Annotated in this window: 19 protein-coding genes; 9 read left to right on the top strand and 10 right to left on the bottom strand. The window is 59.8% G+C overall.

The features are described 5' to 3' along the window. Position 1: 1 nt before the first annotated feature. From lptC to ACA051_RS04440, 8 genes are all read left to right on the top strand, one after another. Complete coding sequence (gene lptC, locus ACA051_RS04475) at positions 2 to 574, top strand: LPS export ABC transporter periplasmic protein LptC (RefSeq protein WP_497308061.1); 573 nt, start codon at positions 2 to 4, stop codon at positions 572 to 574. Beyond that, complete coding sequence (gene lptA, locus ACA051_RS04470; RefSeq protein WP_497308059.1) at positions 561 to 1,109, top strand: lipopolysaccharide transport periplasmic protein LptA; 549 nt, start codon at positions 561 to 563, stop codon at positions 1,107 to 1,109. The genes lptC and lptA overlap by 14 nt, the downstream gene beginning before the upstream one ends. Beyond that, entirely contained in the window at positions 1,109 to 1,834 is a 726-nt protein-coding gene (gene lptB, locus ACA051_RS04465; RefSeq protein WP_010463322.1) for an LPS export ABC transporter ATP-binding protein, read from the top strand. The genes lptA and lptB overlap by 1 nt, the downstream gene beginning before the upstream one ends. A 184-nt stretch (positions 1,835 to 2,018) precedes the next feature. Continuing rightward, positions 2,019 to 3,512 carry an RNA polymerase factor sigma-54 gene (locus ACA051_RS04460; protein ID WP_497308057.1) on the top strand — a complete coding sequence of 498 codons (1,494 nt, stop codon included), beginning with the start codon at positions 2,019 to 2,021 and terminating at the stop codon, positions 3,510 to 3,512. Between the two features lie 74 nt (positions 3,513 to 3,586). Further along, the gene (hpf, locus tag ACA051_RS04455) at positions 3,587 to 3,895 is read left to right on the top strand and encodes a ribosome hibernation-promoting factor, HPF/YfiA family (protein WP_007941242.1); all 309 of its coding nucleotides are present in this window, start codon (positions 3,587 to 3,589) and stop codon (positions 3,893 to 3,895) included. Positions 3,896 to 3,907: 12 nt separating this feature from the next. Beyond that, positions 3,908 to 4,372: a PTS IIA-like nitrogen regulatory protein PtsN gene (ptsN, locus tag ACA051_RS04450; protein ID WP_347803529.1), complete on the top strand. Its 465-nt coding sequence runs from the start codon at positions 3,908 to 3,910 to the stop codon at positions 4,370 to 4,372. 2 nt (positions 4,373 to 4,374) lie between these two features. Next, complete coding sequence (rapZ, locus tag ACA051_RS04445) at positions 4,375 to 5,232, top strand: RNase adapter RapZ (RefSeq protein ID WP_145306962.1); 858 nt, start codon at positions 4,375 to 4,377, stop codon at positions 5,230 to 5,232. A gap of 15 nt (positions 5,233 to 5,247) precedes the next feature. Then, the gene (locus ACA051_RS04440) at positions 5,248 to 5,523 is read left to right on the top strand and encodes an HPr family phosphocarrier protein (RefSeq protein WP_497308055.1); all 276 of its coding nucleotides are present in this window, start codon (positions 5,248 to 5,250) and stop codon (positions 5,521 to 5,523) included. Positions 5,524 to 5,531: 8 nt separating this feature from the next. Here ACA051_RS04440 and ACA051_RS04435 read toward each other — a convergent pair whose 3' ends face one another. The 6 genes from ACA051_RS04435 to pmbA form a co-directional block, all read right to left on the bottom strand. Next, positions 5,532 to 6,425 (bottom strand): ZIP family metal transporter, encoded by an 894-nt coding sequence (locus ACA051_RS04435; protein WP_497308053.1) that lies wholly within the window; start codon positions 6,423 to 6,425, stop codon positions 5,532 to 5,534. 30 nt (positions 6,426 to 6,455) lie between these two features. Beyond that, on the bottom strand, positions 6,456 to 7,067 hold the full coding sequence (locus tag ACA051_RS04430; RefSeq protein WP_497373659.1) for a superoxide dismutase: 612 nt from the start codon (positions 7,065 to 7,067) through the stop codon (positions 6,456 to 6,458). A 1-nt stretch (position 7,068) separates the two neighbouring features. Next, complete coding sequence (locus ACA051_RS04425; protein WP_497373657.1) at positions 7,069 to 7,497, bottom strand: DUF2753 family protein; 429 nt, start codon at positions 7,495 to 7,497, stop codon at positions 7,069 to 7,071. Between the two features lie 27 nt (positions 7,498 to 7,524). Continuing rightward, on the bottom strand, positions 7,525 to 8,901 hold the full coding sequence (locus tag ACA051_RS04420; protein ID WP_497308047.1) for a class II fumarate hydratase: 1,377 nt from the start codon (positions 8,899 to 8,901) through the stop codon (positions 7,525 to 7,527). Further along, positions 8,882 to 9,289 carry a FagA protein gene (locus ACA051_RS04415; RefSeq protein ID WP_497373655.1) on the bottom strand — a complete coding sequence of 136 codons (408 nt, stop codon included), beginning with the start codon at positions 9,287 to 9,289 and terminating at the stop codon, positions 8,882 to 8,884. Before ACA051_RS04415 ends, ACA051_RS04420 begins: the two co-directional genes overlap by 20 nt. 247 nt (positions 9,290 to 9,536) lie before the next feature. Continuing rightward, positions 9,537 to 10,883 (bottom strand): metalloprotease PmbA, encoded by a 1,347-nt coding sequence (gene pmbA, locus ACA051_RS04410; RefSeq protein ID WP_497373653.1) that lies wholly within the window; start codon positions 10,881 to 10,883, stop codon positions 9,537 to 9,539. Between the two features lie 108 nt (positions 10,884 to 10,991). Here pmbA and yjgA point away from each other — a divergent pair, with 108 nt between their 5' ends. Beyond that, complete coding sequence (yjgA, locus tag ACA051_RS04405; RefSeq protein ID WP_054049927.1) at positions 10,992 to 11,516, top strand: ribosome biogenesis factor YjgA; 525 nt, start codon at positions 10,992 to 10,994, stop codon at positions 11,514 to 11,516. Between the two features lie 49 nt (positions 11,517 to 11,565). Here yjgA and tldD read toward each other — a convergent pair whose 3' ends face one another. The 4 genes from tldD to rng all read right to left on the bottom strand — a co-directional run bounded on the left by tldD (position 11,566) and on the right by rng (position 19,388). Next, positions 11,566 to 13,008 carry a metalloprotease TldD gene (tldD, locus tag ACA051_RS04400; protein WP_497297416.1) on the bottom strand — a complete coding sequence of 481 codons (1,443 nt, stop codon included), beginning with the start codon at positions 13,006 to 13,008 and terminating at the stop codon, positions 11,566 to 11,568. A gap of 4 nt (positions 13,009 to 13,012) precedes the next feature. Next, positions 13,013 to 13,873 carry a carbon-nitrogen hydrolase family protein gene (locus ACA051_RS04395; protein WP_497373651.1) on the bottom strand — a complete coding sequence of 287 codons (861 nt, stop codon included), beginning with the start codon at positions 13,871 to 13,873 and terminating at the stop codon, positions 13,013 to 13,015. A 178-nt stretch (positions 13,874 to 14,051) separates the two neighbouring features. Then, positions 14,052 to 17,855, bottom strand: a complete 3,804-nt coding sequence (locus ACA051_RS04390) for a YhdP family protein (RefSeq protein WP_497373649.1) — start codon at positions 17,853 to 17,855, stop codon at positions 14,052 to 14,054. A 75-nt stretch (positions 17,856 to 17,930) separates the two neighbouring features. Further along, positions 17,931 to 19,388 (bottom strand): ribonuclease G, encoded by a 1,458-nt coding sequence (gene rng, locus ACA051_RS04385; RefSeq protein WP_010463355.1) that lies wholly within the window; start codon positions 19,386 to 19,388, stop codon positions 17,931 to 17,933. Positions 19,389 to 19,397 lie beyond the last annotated feature (9 nt).

The following is a 19,397-nucleotide window of genomic DNA, read 5'->3' as shown; positions in this document are numbered from 1 at the left end:
TATGCTGAGCAAAAAGATTCGTAACATCTTGGTGTTCGGCTGCATCGCGGCGCTGTTCGCCGCGGTCGGCTACTGGAACATCAGCCCCGAACGCTTCCTCGACAAACCCGTGGTCAAGGTAGACGAAACCGCGATCGACTATTACGCGCTCAACGCCCACAGCGTGCAGTACCTGCCAGACGGCAAATTGCAATACGAGATGACGTCCGACAAGGTTGAACACCTGAAGGCGACCGAGGTGACGTTGCTGACCAACCCCGACCTGAACATGTTTCGTGGCACCCAGTTTCCCTGGCACGTCCAGAGTGAGCACGGCGAAGTCAACCCGGACGGCACTCAGGTCGAGCTGATTGACTCGGTGCGCATCACGCGTTTCGACGAGAAAAACCGCAGAACCCTGATTACCACCACCCGAATGACAGTGTTCCCGCAGCAGCAATATGCGCAGACCGATCAACCCGTTAGAATCGACGGCGCTGGCGGTGTATCGACAGGCAACGGAATGAAAGCGTATTTGAAAGAAAGCAGGATACACCTGCTATCGAACGTAAGAGGACAGTATGAGGCTCGTTAAAACTCTCCCTATTTTGCTCAGTCTGGGCGCAGCACTGGGAAGCGTGAGCGCCTGGGCTCTGCCGAACGATCAAGAGCAGCCTATCCGCATTCAGGCCGACGACGCCCAACTGGACGACAAGAATGGCATTGCCACCTATAAAGGTGACGTGATCATCACTCAGGGCTCGATGAAGGTCACCGGCAATACCGTGACCATCACCCGTACCCCGGCTGGCGACATCGATGTGGTGACCTCGGTGGGCAACCTTGCCTACTTTGAGCAGATGCAGACGGCTGGCGACACCAAGCCGGTTCAGGGCTACGGAGTGACCATCCAGTACCACGCCTCGCAAAACCGCGTCGTATTGATCGATCGTGCAAAAGTCATCGACAAGGACAACAACGTCACCCAAGGCGAGAAAATCGTCTATGACACGGTGAAAAAGCTGGCGAGCGCCGGTCGCGCCACGGGCAACAAGGTCACCGAGTCGCGTCCGCGCATCGACATGGTGATCCAGCCCAAGCCAAAAACCGACGAGAAAAAGGCCCCGTAATGGCAACTCTGAAAGCTCAGCATCTGGCCAAGAGCTACAAGAGCCGCCAAGTCGTGCGTGACGTCAGCCTGTCCATTGACAGCGGTCAGATCGTCGGCCTGCTGGGTCCTAACGGCGCCGGCAAGACCACCTGTTTCTACATGATAGTTGGCCTGGTACAGGCCGATCAGGGTCGCGTACTGATCGACGATCTAGACGTCAGCCACCAGCCGATGCACGGTCGTGCAAAGGCCGGTATCGGCTATCTTCCGCAAGAAGCGTCGATCTTCCGCAAACTGTCGGTGGCCGATAACATCATGGCCATCCTCGAGACCCGCAAGGAACTCGACAAGGCAGAGCGTCGCAAGGAGCTGGAAAGCCTGCTGCAGGAATTCCACATCAGCCACATCCGCGACAACCTCGGCATGAGCCTGTCCGGCGGTGAGCGTCGTCGGGTGGAAATCGCCCGGGCACTGGCCACCAACCCGAAATTCATCCTCCTCGACGAACCATTCGCCGGTGTGGACCCGATTTCGGTGGGCGACATCAAACAGATCATCTACCACCTCAAGGCCAAAGGCATTGGCGTGCTGATCACTGACCACAACGTCCGTGAAACCCTGGATATCTGCGAAACCGCCTACATCGTCAACGATGGCCAGTTGATCGCCGAGGGTGACTCCGCCACCATCCTGGCCAACGAACTGGTCAAGGAAGTGTATCTGGGCCATGAATTCCGCCTTTAAGCGCTAAGGTGTCTGGCTGATTGTCCGAGCGCTTGTCTCGATAAAAAATCAATACTTTTTTATTGTTACAGCGCTCTAGGCAAACGCTGCAGTTTCGGGCATATAATTTGCTTATGTTTGGCGCTCCGGCGCCCTGTAGTGGATGGCGCATGTGCGCCGGCGAATAAGGTGTTAAGCCCCTGCCATGAAACCATCGCTAGTCTTGAGAATGGGCCAGCAGCTGACGATGACACCGCAGCTGCAACAGGCTATCCGCCTGCTCCAATTGTCGACCCTGGACCTGCAACAGGAAATCCAGGAGGCCCTGGAGTCCAATCCGATGCTCGAACGCCAGGAAGAAGGCGACGACTTCGATAACGCCGACCCTTTGGCCGACAAAGCCGAACAGCTCCCCAACGCCGACATTTCGGAACCCTCCTACCAGGAAACCGCCCCGACGGTGGATAACCTCGAGGAAGGCGACTGGAACGAGCGCATTCCCAACGAGCTGCCCGTCGATACCGCGTGGGAAGACGTCTACCAGACCAGCGCCAGCAGCCTGCCGAGCAACGATGACGACGAGTGGGATTTCACCACCCGCACATCGGCCGGTGAAAGCCTGCAAAGCCATTTGTTGTGGCAACTGAACCTTGCACCGATGTCCGACACCGATCGCCTGATCGCCGTGACCCTGATCGACTGCATCAACAATCAGGGCTACCTGGACGAAACCCTTGAGGAAATTCTCGAGGCCTTCGATCCGGAACTGGACATCGAACTGGACGAAATCGAAGCCGTCCTGCACCGCATCCAGCAATTCGAACCGGCCGGCATTGGCGCCCGCAACCTGAGTGAATGCCTGCTGCTGCAACTGCGCCAACTGCCAGCCAAGACCCCCTGGCTGGCCGAAGCGAAACGCCTGGTCACCGACTACATCGACCTGCTCGGCAGTCGCGACTACAGCCAGCTGATGCGCCGCATGAAGCTCAAGGAAGATGAACTGCGCCAGGTCATCGAGCTGGTGCAGAGCCTCAACCCGCGTCCGGGCTCGCAGATCGAGTCCAGTGAAGCCGAATACGTTGTCCCTGACGTCATCGTGCGCAAGGACAACGAGCGCTGGCTGGTCGAGCTGAACCAGGAATCGGTGCCACGGCTGCGGGTCAACGCCCAATACGCCGGGTTTGTGCGCCGCGCCGACACCAGCGCCGACAACACCTTCATGCGCAATCAGTTGCAAGAAGCTCGCTGGTTCATCAAAAGCCTGCAAAGCCGCAACGAAACCCTGATGAAAGTGGCCACCCAGATTGTCGAGCATCAGCGCGGCTTCCTGGAGTACGGCGACGAAGCGATGAAACCGCTGGTTCTGCATGATATTGCCGAGGCGGTGGGCATGCACGAGTCGACGATTTCACGAGTGACCACGCAGAAATTCATGCATACCCCACGGGGCATATATGAACTGAAATACTTTTTTTCCAGCCATGTCAGCACCTCCGAAGGCGGCGAATGCTCGTCCACAGCGATCCGCGCGATCATCAAAAAACTGGTTGCCGCGGAAAATCAGAAAAAGCCGTTGAGTGACAGCAAGATCGCTGGTTTACTGGAGGCACAAGGCATTCAGGTGGCTCGCCGCACCGTCGCCAAGTACCGCGAATCCCTCGGGATCGCGCCTTCGAGCGAACGCAAGCGGTTGATGTAGAGCCACGCCACAGCGTTCCAGTGGTAGATCATCTGATCTACCGCTTTATGCACTGGCAACGAAGGAGAAGCTGTATGCAAGTCAACATCAGTGGACACCAACTGGAAGTGACCGAACCTCTTCGCACCTACATCGGCGAAAAACTCGAACGATTAGAGAGGCATTTCGACAAGATCACCAACGTGCAGGTCACGATGACGGTCGAAAAGCTCAAGCAGAAAATCGAAGCCACGCTGCATATTCCCGGCAATGAAGTGGTCGCCAACGCGGAGCATACCGATATGTACGCGGCGATCGACGCACTGACCGACAAGCTGGATAAACAACTCAAAAAGCATAAGGAAAAGACCCAAAGCCTCCTTCAGGGCGCTACCGGTCGTTAACACTCCCAACCCATGATCCGACTTGAAAGCATCCTGACCCCCGGCCGTTCCCTCGTGAACGTGCCGGGCGGCAGCAAAAAGAAAGCCCTCGAGCAAATTGCCAACCTGATCGCCCGGGAAGTGCCGGATCTGGAAATGCAAGATGTCTTTGAGGCTCTGATTGCGCGTGAAAAACTCGGTTCGACCGGTTTTGGCAACGGCATCGCCATTCCCCACTGCCGCCTGAAGGGTTGCACCTCGCCCATCAGTGCCCTGATGCACCTCGACGCACCCATTGATTTCGACGCCATCGACGGCGCCCCGGTTGACCTGCTGTTTGTTCTGCTGGTCCCGGAAGCAGCTACCGATGCGCACCTGGAACTGCTCCGCCAGATCGCCAGCATGCTTGATCGCAAGGAAGTACGCGAAAAACTGCGTAGCGCCCCGAGCAACGAAGCCTTGTATCAGGTTGTCCTGGACGAGCAAAACGGTCACTAATCATGCGTTTGATCATTGTCAGTGGCCGTTCCGGCTCAGGTAAAAGTACCGCACTCGATGTTCTCGAGGACAACGGCTACTACTGCATCGACAACCTGCCCGCCGGATTGCTGCCGGAACTGGCCGAGCGCGCACTTATTCATACCGAGCTGGCACAACCCCTGGTCGCGGTATCCATCGATGCACGCAACCTGCCGAGCCACCTTTCGCGGTTTCCGGAATTGCTCGAAGAAGTCCGCAGCCGGCATATCAAGTGTGATGTGTTGTACCTGGACGCCGACGAAGAAACCCTGCTCAAACGCTTCTCGGAAACCCGCCGCCGCCACCCACTGAGTACTGCCCACCGTTCGTTGGCGGAGGCAATTCAGGACGAAACCAGTTTGCTGGGGCCGATCGCCGATCTGGCGGACCTCAAAGTCAACACCACCAACCTGAACCTGTATCAACTACGCGATACCATCAAGTTGCGCCTGTTGAACCAGCCAGATAGCGGCACTGCGTTCCTGGTGGAATCTTTCGGATTCAAGCGTGGCATGCCGGTGGATGCGGATCTGGTGTTCGACGTGCGCTGCCTGCCCAACCCTTACTGGAAGCCGGAATTGCGCGATCAGTCCGGGCTTGATCAACCGGTGGCCGAGTACCTGGCGGCACAACCGGACGTCGAAGAGATGTTCCAGGACATTTCCACTTACCTGCTCAAGTGGTTGCCGCGCTTTGCCGCCAGCAACCGCGCTTATGTCACCATTGCCATTGGCTGCACCGGCGGGCATCACCGCTCCGTCTACCTGACCGAACGTCTGGGCCAGGTCCTGCAACAATCCCTGAAGAACGTCCAGGTTCGCCACCGCGACCTCAGCTAAAGGATTCACATCGCGATGCCTGCTCTGGAAATCGAAATCATCAACAAGCTGGGCCTGCATGCCCGCGCTTCGGCAAAATTCGTTGGCGTTGCCGGTGAGTTCAAGGATTGCACGATCCGGGTCGGACGTACTCCCGACTCCTTGGTCGACGGAAAAAGCATCATGGCCATGATGATGCTCGCCGCCGGCAAGGGAACAAAAATCCACCTCAGTACCGAAGGTGAACAGGCTGACGAGGCCTTGCAGGCATTGGTGGAGTTGATCAACGACTACTTCGGCGAAGGCGGTTAAGCACTCGCCTAGGCGAGTGCAGTATCCATCACCATCATCAAACAAAACCCGATCAACAAGCCAAGACTCGCCAGCTTGTCGTGACCATTGCGCCGCGACTCGGGGATGATTTCATGGGTGACCACCAGCAACATCGCACCCGCCGCCAACGCCAACCCTAACGGCAATAGCAATTCGGCCAGGCTCACCAGCCAGGCGCACAACAGCGCAAAGACCGGCTCAACCAGACCTGAGGCAGCACCGATCAGGAATGCCTTGACCCGCGACATCCCCGCCCCTGCCAGTACCAGCGCAATCACCAACCCTTCCGGCACATCCTGCAACGCAATGCCCATGGCCAGGCTGTCTGCATCCGGCATCCCACCACCGGCCGAAACACCGACCGCCATGCCTTCAGGAATGTTGTGGGCAATGATGGCAAACACAAACAACCAGATCCGTGGCGGGATGACCGGCCGCTCCAGGGTTCCGACGAGCATTTGCGGCGAGGCGCCAGACACCTTTCGGTCCACCAGAAACAGCCCGAACGCGCCGAGCATGATGCCGAAGCTGATCAGACCACTGGCCGCCCAGGGTGTCAGCCCCAGGCTTTCAGCAGCGGAAATACCCGGAACGATCAGCGAAAACGCCGTCGCCGCGAGCATCACCCCGGCACCAAAACCGAGCAACGTATCGCTGACCGCCTGCGGCATGCGGCGAATCACCAACACCGGCACCGCGCCCAACGCAGTGCCCAGGGCACAAACCGCCCCGCCCTGCAGTGCACGCAGCAGCTTGGGTTCCAGATCGAACCACGCCAGCCCATTGGCGACCAACAACGACATGCCCGCCAGCAGCAACAGCGATCCCAACGCGTAACGAAACATTCGTCCGCCTCCGATCGCCAGTGTTTCAGTGCCCATAGTCAGCCTTGGATTGTTTTTATAGAGGACTTAAACCAGCGCAGCCTGATAACGCGCAGCGACTTCAGGCCAATTGATCACGTTGTAGAACGCATTGATGTATTCCGGACGACGGTTCTGGTACTGCAGGTAATACGCGTGTTCCCAGACATCCAGGCCTAGGATTGGCGTATTGCCGTTAATCAATGGACTGTCCTGATTACCGCTGCTTTCAACGACCAGTGTCTTTTGCGGCGTCACACTGAGCCACGCCCAGCCGCTGCCGAAACGAGTCAGCGCGGCTTTGGTGAAGGCTTCCTTGAAACTGCTCAGGCCGCCCAGTTGCTCATCGATCGCCTCAGCCAAGGAGCCTTCAGGATTGCCGCCGCCGTTGGGCGCCATCACTTGCCAGAACAGCGAATGGTTGGCGTGGCCGCCGCCCTGATTGATCACCGCCGCCCGGAGTTTTTCCGGCAACTGCAGGACGCTGGCGACCAGTTTTTCCACCGGCCACTCGGCAAACTCGGTGCCTTCCACCGCAGCGTTGAGGTTGTTGATGTAAGTCTGGTGGTGCTTGGTGTAGTGGATTTCCATGGTCTGCGCATCGATGTGCGGTTCCAGGGCGTCGTAGGCGTAGGGCAAGGCAGGCAAGGTAAAAGCCATTTCAATGAACTCCATGATGTAGGGGCGCAGGCGAGGCGGCATCGATGTGCAGCAATCGATGCGTACGCGGGTATTCGCCGTGTTCGCTGATGAAATTCAGCAGCTCGACGTAGGTTTTGCTGCTCTGGCGCAACGCTGCTTCACGCAGGGCTGGCGCCAGTCGTGGGTCCTGCAAGGTCTGCAACAACCGCTGATGGATCGCGCACAGGTATTCGGCGCTCTCCTCTGGCTGGTTCAGACGCAAATGCAGGTCCGCCAGGTTGTGGTGGGAAATCACGCTGGCCGACACCGCTTCGTCGGCATCCGCCCAGCGCTCGAACAACACCTGGGCCAAGGCAAGGGCCTGCAAGTAAGCCTCGCGGGCATCGACCAATTCGCCCAGCATGAAATGGCGATTGGCCCTTTCGATCGTGCGTTTCCAGTGCTCCATGGTGAGCCTCCAAAGCGGTAGCGGTGATTACACGCCGCCTGCGGTGAGCTTCTCTGGGTTGAGTAATTCTTCCAGTTGGCTGCGCGTCAGGTCGGTGTGCTCCAGGGCGACATCGATCACCGGGCGCCCTTGCTGATAGGCCTTCTTGGCGATTTCAGCGGCTTTTTGGTACCCAATGATCGGGTTGAGTGCGGTCACCAGAATCGGATTGCGTGATAGCGCTTCTTTGATTCGTGATTCGTTGACCTTGAAGCTGGCAATGGCCTTCTCACCCAGCAGATGACTGGAGTTGGCCAGCAGTTCGATGCTGCTCAGCAGGTTCTGGGCGATGATCGGCAGCATCACGTTCAGCTCGAAATTGCCCGACTGACCAGCGATGGTAATGACCGTGTCATTGCCGATCACTTGGGCGGCGACCATAGCGGTGGCTTCCGGGATCACCGGGTTGACCTTGCCGGGCATGATCGAAGAGCCCGGCTGCAAGGCTTCGAGTTCGATTTCGCCGAGGCCGGCCAGCGGGCCGGAGTTCATCCAGCGCAGGTCGTTGGCGATTTTCATCAACGAAACCGCTGTCGCTTTGAGCTGCCCGGAGACAGCCACCGCAGTGTCCTGGGAGCCGATCAGCGCAAACAGATCCTTGCCCGGCGTGAACTGAACATGGGTCAGTTCGCTCAGCTGTTGGCTGAAACGTGCTGCGAATTGCGGATGTGCATTGATCCCGGTACCGACCGCCGTGCCGCCCTGGGCCAGGGATTGCAGGCTCGGCAGCAGGTCCTGCAAATGACCGATGTTGGCCTTGAGCTGTTGCGCCCACCCATTGAGCACCTGGCTCATGCGCACCGGCATGGCGTCCATCAGGTGCGTGCGACCGGTTTTGACGTGGTGATGAACCTCTTCAGCCTTGCGTTCGATGACCTGCACCAGACGCACCAGCGCCGGCAGCAGTTGCTCATGCAACGCGAGTGCGGCGCTGACATGGATGGTGGTCGGGATGATGTCGTTGCTGCTTTGGCCGCAGTTCACGTGGTCGTTAGGGTTCACCGGCTCGCCGAGCAGGCGGCTCGCCAGGGTGGCAATCACTTCGTTGGCGTTCATGTTGGAACTGGTGCCGGAACCGGTCTGGAAGATGTCCACCGGGAAGTGCTGCATGAAGTCGCCCTTGAGCAGGCTCAGTGCCGCGTCAAAGATGGATTTGCCTTGGGATTCACTGATTTGCTTGAGCTCGACGTTGGCTTGGGCGGCGGCCGCCTTGGCCAGGATCAACGCACGGATGAACTGCACCGGCATCGGCTTGCCGCTGATCGGGAAGTTATCCACCGCACGCTGGGTCTGCGCGCCATAGAGCGCATCCACCGGGACTTGAAGCTCGCCCATGCTGTCGCGCTCAATACGAGTCTTGGTCATCTGTAAATCCTTGCACCAGTTCTATGAGAGGAATCGAGGGCTGCAACTCGCAGATCGAGAGTTGCCAGGTGTAGCTTTGCCAGCGCTTGAGGCGGCATTTGCACAGAGAGAGGCGTTCGAGTTCGCGCAGCGGGCGCCAGGCCTGATCCAGGCAGTAGGTCCGCCAGTGCCAGGGCAGCGCGACATCGGTGGCGGTGTCGAGCAACAAACGGAAGGACGTCTCGGCGATGGTCCAGGGAGAAGTGGCCGTGCAGCACGCCAGATACCGGCCTTCAGCCAGGTAATGTTCGATCAGGCGCGGCTCGTCGGGGTCCATCGCGCAACGGATTTTGCGACTCATCCAGCGCCAGCTTTCGAGGTAAGGTTGCTCGTGCAAGGCAGAACTCATAATCCGGGCTCGCTCGCTAATGAGATTTATTATTAGATGATAATGAGAACCAAGACAACCCCAGCAAAGCACGCCGAATTCATTGTGGAAGCGGGCTTGCTCGCAAATGCAGTCTGATATTCACCATTGATGTCGACTGATACACCGCCTTCGCGAGCAAGCCCGCTCCCACATGGGTTCTGTGCAAGGCGCATAAAAAAGGCGCGCCACCCAATGGGTGGCGCGCCTTTTTGTGTAGCGGCAAGCGTTAGCTGCCCGCGACGGTCATCCGCTCGATCAACACCGAACCGGTGCGAATGTTGCTGCGCAATTCCAGGTCATTACCGACGGCAACGATCTGCTTGAACATGTCGCGCATGTTGCCGGCGATGGTCACTTCCTGGACCGCGAACTGGATTTCGCCGTTCTCGACCCAGTAACCCGCCGCGCCCCGGGAATAATCACCGGTGACCATATTCAGCCCCTGGCCCATCAGCTCGGTGACCAGCAAGCCACGCCCCATGCGGCGCAGCAAGGCGGCCTGATCTTCATCACCATGGGTGACGAACAGGTTGTGCACGCCACCCGCGTTGGCGGTGCTCGGCATGCCCAACTTGCGACCGGAGTAAGTGCCGAGGATGTAGGACACCAACTCGCCTTTTTCGACGAACGGTTTCGCGTACGTCGCCAAGCCATCACCGTCGAACGCCGAACTGCCCATGGCGCGCATCAAGTGTGGACGCTCGTCGATGGTCAGCCATTCCGGGAACAGCTTCTGACCCAGCGTGCCTTCAAGGAACGACGATTTTCGATAGAGGCTGCCGCCGGAAATCGCCGAGAGGAAGCTGCCGAACAAGCCACCGGCCAGTTCCGCAGAAAACAGCACCGGCACTTCGCAGGTCGGCACCGGACGGGCACCCAACCGGCTCGCGGCCCGTTGCGCGGCACGTTGACCGATGCTCACCGGGTCGGCCAGCAAGTTGCCCTGACGGTTCACGTCGTACCAGTAATCGCGCTGCATCTGGCCATCGGCCTCGGCAATCATCACGCAGCTCAGGCTGTGACGGGTCGACGCATAGCCACCGATAAAACCGTGACTGTTGCCGTAAACACGGCAGCCTTGATGAGTGCTGAGGGTAGTGCCGTCGGCGTTCTTGATCCGGCTGTCGGTAGCAAATGCCGCGGCTTCACAGGTCAGCGCCTGCTCGATGGCTTGCTCCGGGGTGATGTCCCATTCATGGAACAGGTCGAAATCCTGCAGAGCCCTGGCCATCAGCGCGGCATCTGCCAGGCCGGAAGCTTCGTCTTCGGAGGTGTGCTTGGCGATGGCCAACGCCGCCGCGACGGTTTCACGAATCGCTTCTGGGCCACTGGCCGAGGTGCTGGCCGAGCCTTTGCGCTGACCAACGTACAAGGTGATACCAAAGCCCTGGTCGCGGTTGAATTCGACGGTTTCGACCTCACGCTGGCGCACCGAGGTGGACAGGCCCTGTTCCAGGGATACAGCGACCTCACAGGCACTGGCCCCCTGACGCTTGGCTTCAGCGATGATCTGCTCGACTTGTTCTTGCAGTGCCGGCAACGCTTGTGGGCCGACGCTTTCAACTGCACTCATGCTGTTCTCCACTCAAATTCTGCTTTCGGCTGGGGCCTTCGAGCGACCGGGCCGGACAAGCGGCCCCCGACTGGTTATCATGGCGGCGTTTCTTTGCGGACGGCCACCATGGTTGATTCTTACGACGACTCCCTCGATACGGGAGAAAAAAGCAAATCCCAGGTTAAACGCGAGCTTCATGCTCTGGTTGACCTCGGCGAGCGCCTTACAACGCTCAAGCCTGACTTGCTGGCAAAACTGCCGTTGACCGACGCTATGCGCCGGGCACTGGCTGATGCGCCCAAGCACACCGCGAATATCGCGCGTAAACGGCACCTTATGTTCATCGGCAAACTGATGCGCGATCAGGACACTGACGCCATTCTCATGTTGCTCGATCAACTCGATGCCTCCACCCGGCAGTACAACGAACGTTTCCATGGCCTGGAACGCTGGCGCGATCGCTTGATCGCGGGCGACGATGCGGTCCTGGAGAAGTTCGTGCTCGACTACCCGGAGGCTGATCGTCAGCAGTTGCGCTCCCTGATCCGTCAGGCCCAGCACGAACTGGCGACCAACAAGCCACCGGCATCGAGCCGTAAAATCTTCAAGTACATCCGTGAGCTGGACGAGACTCAACGCGGTCTGCGTTAAATCTCGAATCGGGTGAGTCGCCAAGCGGCTCACCCGAAGCTCCATCCTTTTACGATCCTGTGCCACCCACAGTGATCGCATCGATTTTCAGCGTTGGCTGGCCGACACCCACCGGCACCGACTGCCCATCCTTGCCACATGTCCCCACCCCGCTGTCCAGCGCCAGATCGTTACCGACCATCGACACCTTGCTCATGGCTTCCGGGCCGTTGCCGATCAACGTCGCGCCTTTGACCGGGGCGGTGATTTTGCCGTCTTCGATCAGATACGCCTCGCTGGTGGAGAACACGAACTTGCCGCTGGTGATGTCCACCTGCCCGCCGCCGAGGTTAGCGCAATAGATGCCGCGCTTGACCGACTTGATGATTTCTTCCGGGTCGCTTTCGCCCGCCAGCATGTAGGTGTTGGTCATTCGTGGCATCGGCAAATGCGCGTAGGATTCACGGCGACCGTTACCGGTGCGGGCCACACCCATCAAGCGGGCGTTGAGTTTGTCCTGCATGTAGCCTTTGAGCACGCCGTTTTCGATCAGCGTGGTGCACTCGGTCGGGGTGCCTTCGTCATCGACGCTCAGGGAACCGCGACGACCGGCCAGCGTGCCGTCATCGACGATGGTGCACAGCTTGGACGCAACCATCTCGCCCATGCGCCCGCTGTAGGCCGAGCTGCCCTTGCGGTTGAAATCACCTTCAAGACCGTGGCCGACCGCTTCGTGCAGCAGCACGCCGGACCAACCCGAACCCAACACCACCGGCAACGTACCGGCCGGCGCAGGAATGGCTTCAAGGTTGACCAGCGCCTGACGCAGCGCTTCACGGGCGTAGCCCATGGCGCGGTCATCGCTGAGGAAATAACGGTAATCGGTACGACCGCCACCGCCATGCCCCCCGCGTTCACGGCGGCCGTTTTGCTCGACGATCACGCTGACGTTGAAGCGCACCAGCGGCCGCACATCGGCGGCCAGGCTGCCGTCGGTCGAAGCGACAAGAATGCGCTCCCAGACCCCGGCCATGCTCACGGTGACTTGCTGGATACGCGGGTCAAGGGCGCGAGTTGCCACGTCGATACGCTTGAGCAGTTCGACTTTTTCCGCGCGGCTCATCACTTCCAACGGGTTGTCCGGCCCGTACAACTGGGCGACGTCCGCCGTGGTGAACGCCTGCACCGTGCCGTTCTGCCCGGCGCGGGAGATCGAACGCGCCGCACGGGCCGCTGCGCCGAGGGCTTCGAGGGTGATGGCATTGCTGTAAGCGAAACCGGTTTTTTCACCCGATTGCGCACGCACGCCCACACCTTGGTCGAGGTTGAAGCTGCCTTCCTTGACGATCCCGTCTTCCAGCGCCCAGGACTCGGAAATCTGCCCCTGGAAATACAGATCCGCGGCATCGATGCCCGGACCGGCCAGATCGCCGAGCACACCTTGCAGGCTCTCGATCGTTACGCCACCGGGCGCCAGGAGGTGTTCACTGACGGAGGACAACAACTCGCTCATATGTTTACGCCTTAAATTCGTCGTTCTGGGCAGGTCGCTGTGCGCCCTGCGAGAAAAAGCGCCGGTGACTGGACACCGGCATCCGCGCCCTGATGGACGCCTGTTCGCTGCTATCGCGTTCGGCCAGCAGCACGGCCTCGCCTTGATTCTGTTGTGCCAGCACCCGTCCCCAAGGGTCGACGATTGCGGCGTGCCCCCAGGTTTCTCGAGGTCCCGGATGCGTCCCACCCTGGGCGGCCGCGAGCACATAACATTGAGTCTCGATGGCCCGTGCGCGAATCAGCACATCCCAATGCGCCGCCCCGGTCACCGCGGTAAACGCCGACGGCGCGGTAATCAATTGCGCGCCCGCAGCTCGCAACTCGCTGTATAGCTCCGGGAAGCGCAGGTCGTAACACACCGTCAGACCGACCCGGCCGACGGGCGTGTCCGCCACCACGACCCCACTGCCATAAGCATAGTCATCGGATTCGCGATAACGCCCGCGGTTGGCCGCCACGTCCACGTCGAACAGGTGCAGCTTGTCGTAGCGCGCCACCGTTTCGCCCTGATCATTGACCAGCAACGAGCAGGCATGCGCCTTGGACGTCGGATGGTCCAGCGGCGGCAACGGCAAGGTGCCGGCCACTATCCATAACTTGAGGTCGCGGGCGGTCTGTTTCAACCACGGCAGGATCGGACCTTCGCCCAGCGCCTCGGCGCGACCGATGTCGGCAATGTCGCGACGGCCCATGGCGGCGAAGTTTTCCGGCAGCACCGCCAGCTGCGCGCCGCCTGCTGCCGCTTCTTCAAGCAGATACCGGGCCCGGGCCAGGTTGACCAGCACATCGCTCTGGCTGACCATTTGAATCACCGCAAAAGACATGGCCTTTTCCTTATCGGGAATCAACACAACCCTGTAGGAGCGAGGCTTGCTCGCGAAGGCATCTTGCCTGACACACCGCGGTGCGTCGATTCGCGGGCAAGCCTCGCTCCTACAAAGGTCAGGGGCGAAGCATCAGAACCGAGGACCATGCTACTCCATAGATCTGGAGAGTGGCTTTTCAAAAAGGCTTGTCGAAGGTGATTTTCGGCTCTTTCCATGGGCCTTTGACGGTGTATTTGACGCTGGCGAAACGTGCCACGCGGTCACCGATCAGCTTGTCGATCAGGAACAGCGCGCCGCCGATGGCCGGTGCGCCGACAATCAATGCGGCAATCGGCAGGTTGTTGGTCACCGGCAAAGTCACCAGCAGTTTCGCGTCAACCTGGTCGGCCACCAGGTTCAGGGTACCGTTCAGTTCGATGTTGCTCGACGGGCCGGTCAGCAGAATCGGTTCCTTCGTCACATAAACACCGTTGGTCGCGACCAACAGACCTTTGACCCGGTCATAACTCAAGCCTTTGCCAAACAGGTCGGAGAAGTCCAGGCGCAGACGACGACCGATGGAATTGAAGTTGAGCAGGCCGAATACACGCAGGGCCTGGGCGCCGCCTTCGACCTCAACGAACTGGCCTTTATTCAACGAGGCATCAAGGGTGCCGGAGAAACGTTTGGTGGCCAGCCACGCCGGTGAACCGGGCCAGCGACCGTCGACATCCATGTGAAACTCTTCACTGGTGACGCTCGGTGCAAAGCCCCAGCCTTTCAGCACGTCAGCAAGATTCTTGCCGCTGATCCGCCCTTTGTACCAACTGCTGGAGCTGCCGGGTATGCCCTCCCAGCCGCCACTGCCCTGCAGCAGAACGCCCTTGAGGCCCATATCCAGAGTATTGAGCGCGATGCCCTTGGCGGTCGGACGGACTTTCAGGTACCAGGCGCCGACGAGGTCCTGCCCCTGGAACAGCTGATTGATGGTGATATCCAGTGCCGGGATCTTGGTCGGGTCCACCGAGGCCAGTGGATCCGGTGAGTTTTCGTCGGCAAGGACCGTCGGGTCTGGCGCCGGCAACCGCACGGTTTGCAGATTGATCGCAATCGGCGCGCCTCTCGCATCGGGGATGCTCGCGCTGCCCTTGACCTGCTGACTGTCGAGTAGCAAGGCCCACGCGGCCGGTTTGCGGTTCAACTGCACCGACGCCTGATCGAGCGTAGTGCCGATACCGCTGAGCTTGCCAACCTTGAAGTCCGCACTGCTGAGCAGCTGCTTGGCACTGCCGCCCGGATCCTGACCGGCGTACTTGTCCGCCAGATCTTTCCACGGTCCGACATCCAGCTCCGACAGCACGCCACGCACTCGCAACCCTTTGGCGCCCGGCAGCACGGCACTGCCGCCGCCCAGGAACAACTCGCCACGACCGTCGGCAAAATTGCCGGGCGGCGCCGCAAACGTGAAGTCTGCCAGCTCGCCATAGTTGACCCAGTAGCGCCGTTCCGGCCCCTGAAGGGTCATGCGGAACGTGGTGTCGCGGCCAGCATCGGCGGACATGCCGAACGGCGCCGGCAAATCGACCGCCACGCCTTTGAGACTGGAATTGACCGACAGTTGGCTGTCAGGGCCGTCGAGGCTCAGTTGCAGTTGATACGGGATCAGACCGGACACCGGCAATGGCTGGGTGACGCTCAACCAGTCAGTGAGTTTCTTGACCTCTACATGTCCGGAGGCGGTGACTCGGGTCTTGAGGTTGCCCGCACTGCCATCGGCAAAAATCTGCGCGGTGACCGGTTTATCGAAGGCGCGCGCGGTGATGTTCTGTCCGCTCAAGCCCTTGGCGCTGTCGAAACGGAAATCACCCTTGAGCTGTGTCAGCTCCAGGGAAGGCTCGGCCAGCTTCAAACGCGCCTTGGCGGTCTTGAAGTCGACGAGAATCTTTGGCTGCTCGCCTTTGACCAACGGAATATCCAGCTTCAGCTTGCCCTGCAGATCGCCCTCACCTTCCCAACCTGCGAAGGTGTCTGCGGTGCCGATCGGCGCTTCCTGAAGAATCTTCAGGCCGTCGCCCAATCCGCCGGAAAACCCACCGTCGAGGAACAGGTGAACGCTTTGACCTTCCGGTGCATGGGGAATATTGACGTAAATGTCGCGAACCTGAGTGTCGAGCAACTGGCCTTTGCTGGCCAGGATCCGCACGCCACTGTCTTCAACAAACACATCGCCCGTTACCTTGCTGACATGTGGCCAACCCGGTTGGAAGGACAGTTCGGCATCGTGCACCTTGAAAAACAGGCTGATGCTGCGCGCCGTCTCGGCGGCGCCATGGTTCAGCGAGCCCTGATACTGGAAAAAGCCCTGGTCCACCGCGCCTTTGAGAATCGCCGTGCGCAGCCATTCGTCCAGCGCCGGGCTGAGCATGGTCGGCAGGTACTTGGCGGTGTAGCGACCGTCGCCGTCCACCAGGCCGACCCGCAGGTCCATGTAGTCTTCCTGGGTGTGGTCGAAATGCAGGCGGATCAGGAAGTCACCGGCAATTTTGCCCTCCTCCCCCAGCACCTTCAGGTACGGCGCGATCAGGGTGAAGCTTTCTTTGTCGAGCTTCCAGGTCAGCCGGGCGTTGGCCTGAATGTATTGCCATGGCTTGGCGAAAATCGGGTCCAGGTGCAGGACAAAGTCTTTGCTGTCCATCCGCAATTCACCCTGACCGAGGTCACCGCTGATGCTGCCGCTGACATTTCGCGCTGCCGGAGCGCCGTGATACGCGTCGAAGCCGACCTGATCGAGGTTGGCGGCAAAGCTGAACTTACTGTCGTCGGTGGCATTGGGCCGCAGGTCGATCAGCACATTGCGCAGCCCACCGGTCACCTTGAGTCGTTCGATCGCCGTGGCAACGCCTTCGGGCAGAGGCCCCAAGGCGTTAATCAGCGGCGTGAGCGGGGTGAGATCGAGGCGGTCGGCTTGCAAATGCCAGAGTTCTTCAGCCTTGTCGGTGGCGGCGCTCTGTCGAAGTTGCAGATGCGATTCCCAGCGGGTCTCGCCGAAGTTCATGGCCAGAGAGTCCAGGGTCACCAGCATGCCTTCGGTGCTGCGCTGGAAATAACCGTTGAGCGCCAGATTGTTGATCTGGATCGGCTTGCGATCGGCATAGGCGCCCTTGAGTTGCGGCGCGTTCAAGCGAATGGCGCCGCTTTGCAACGTGCCCTTTCCCCAGTTCACCCAGAGCTCGCCACCGGCCTTGAGCTCGGAGAAGTTCCATTGCCGGGTCAGACGCTCGGGCAGCCATTTCGACCAGTCACTTTGCGGCAGGCTCAGGTAGGCCTCGGCCTCACCGTCCTTCCACTGGCTGGCGCGAATACGCGTGTGCACACTCATGGCCACCGGTTGGCCGTCTGGCAGGTTTAGACGGACATCGAGGCGCTGGCGGTAGACGCCGGTTTTCAGATTCAGGCCAACGTAGGTCAGGGTCAGCGGCGGGTGGTCCAGTGGCTGCAAGGTCACCTGGCTGTCGATCACCGACAGCTGCTGGACCATTTGCATGCGGTTGAGCAACTGCTCCGGATCAAGCGGCTGGTCCTGTTGCACCGGCAACCCTTCCAGCGCCCAACGACCATCCGCGCCTTCCTTGAGGCTGATCTTCAGGCCGTTGAGTTCCAGGTGGGCAATGCGAACTTCGCGAGCCAACAGGCTTTCCCTAAGGTCCGGCACCGCTCGCACCTGATCCAGGTGCAGGGCGTTGGCGCCCTCGCCGACCGTCACGTCGTGCGCCAGCAAAATCGGCGCGAAACCGCTCCAGTTACCTTCCAGCTTGCCAATTTGCAGCGGCATGCCCAAGGCGGCGCTGGCTTTGGTTTCGACGTCGGCACGGTATTCGGCCACCAGAGGCGTCAGCTCCCGGCCGAGGCTGACGTATAACGCCATCAACACCAGGACCAACGCGCACAGGCCAAGACCCCAGCGGGTCAGTGCGGCCAAAATGCGTGTCAGACGTTCCATGTCAGTTGGCTCCCATGGCAAAAATACTGCAAAAAGCTGAGGCCAGCCGTTCTAGTAAGGTAGAAACACAGCGATTCAGAGCAGCACCACGTCGTATTGTTCCTGGGAATACATGGTTTCCACCTGGAACCGAATGGTGCGTCCGATAAATCCTTCCAGCTCGGCGACATTGCCCGACTCCTCGTCGAGCAAACGGTCGACGACTTTCTGGTTCGCCAATACACGATAGCCTTCCGCTTGATAGGCGCGCGCCTCGCGGAGGATTTCGCGGAAAATTTCGTAGCAGACCGTTTCCGGCGTCTTTAGCTTGCCGCGGCCCTGACAGCTGCTGCACGGTTCGCACAACACTTGTTCGAGGCTTTCGCGGGTGCGCTTGCGCGTCATCTGCACCAGGCCCAACTCGGTAATACCGATGATGTTGGTCTTGGCATGGTCGCGTTCCAGCTGCTTCTCGAGGGTACGAAGCACCTGGCGCTGGTGCTCTTCGTCTTCCATGTCGATGAAGTCGATGATGATGATTCCGCCCAGATTGCGCAGACGCAGCTGGCGGGCGATGGCGGTCGCGGCTTCGAGGTTGGTCTTGAAGATGGTTTCTTCGAGGTTGCGATGGCCGACGAACGCCCCGGTGTTGACGTCGATGGTGCTCATGGCTTCGGCCGGATCGACCACCAGATAACCGCCGGACTTGAGCGGCACTTTGCGCTCGAGGGCTTTCTGGATTTCGTCTTCGACGCCGTAGAGGTCGAAAATCGGCCGCTCGCCGGGGTAATGCTCAAGACGATCGGCAATTTCAGGCATCAGTTCGGCGACGAACTGTGTGGTTTTCTGAAAGGTTTCCCGAGAGTCGATGCGGATCTTTTCGATCTTCGGGCTGACCAGGTCACGCAAGGTACGCAACGCCAGGCCTAGGTCTTCGTAGATCACACTCGGCGCACCGATGGTTTTGATCTGCTCGTTGATCTGATCCCAGAGACGGCGCAGGTAGCGGATGTCCATGAGGATTTCATCGGCGCCGGCCCCTTCGGCGGCGGTACGCAGGATGAAACCGCCCGCCTCCTTGATGCCTTCTTTGGCCACGCAATCGGTGACGACTTGCTTGAGGCGTTCACGCTCGGCTTCGTCTTCGATCTTCAGCGAAATGCCGACGTGGGCCGTGCGGGGCATGTACACCAGATAGCGCGACGGAATCGACAGCTGAGTGGTCAGGCGTGCGCCTTTGGAGCCGATCGGGTCCTTGGTGACTTGAACGACCAGACTCTGGCCTTCGTGAACCAGCGCGCTGATGCTCTCCACCGCCGGGCCTTCGCGCAGGGATATTTCCGAGGCGTGAATGAACGCGGCGCGGTCCAGACCGATATCGACGAAGGCGGCTTGCATGCCCGGCAATACCCGCACGACCTTGCCTTTATAGATGTTGCCGACGATCCCGCGCTTTTGCGTGCGCTCGACGTGGACCTCTTGCAGGACACCGTTTTCGACCACCGCCACGCGCGATTCCATCGGCGTGATGTTGATCAGGATCTCTTCACTCATGGCAGGGTC

The organism is Pseudomonas sp. LBUM1669 (assembly GCF_059695705.1).
The sequence above is the reverse complement of the archived record's forward strand: the minus strand, read 5'-3'. Positions and strand labels throughout refer to the sequence as shown.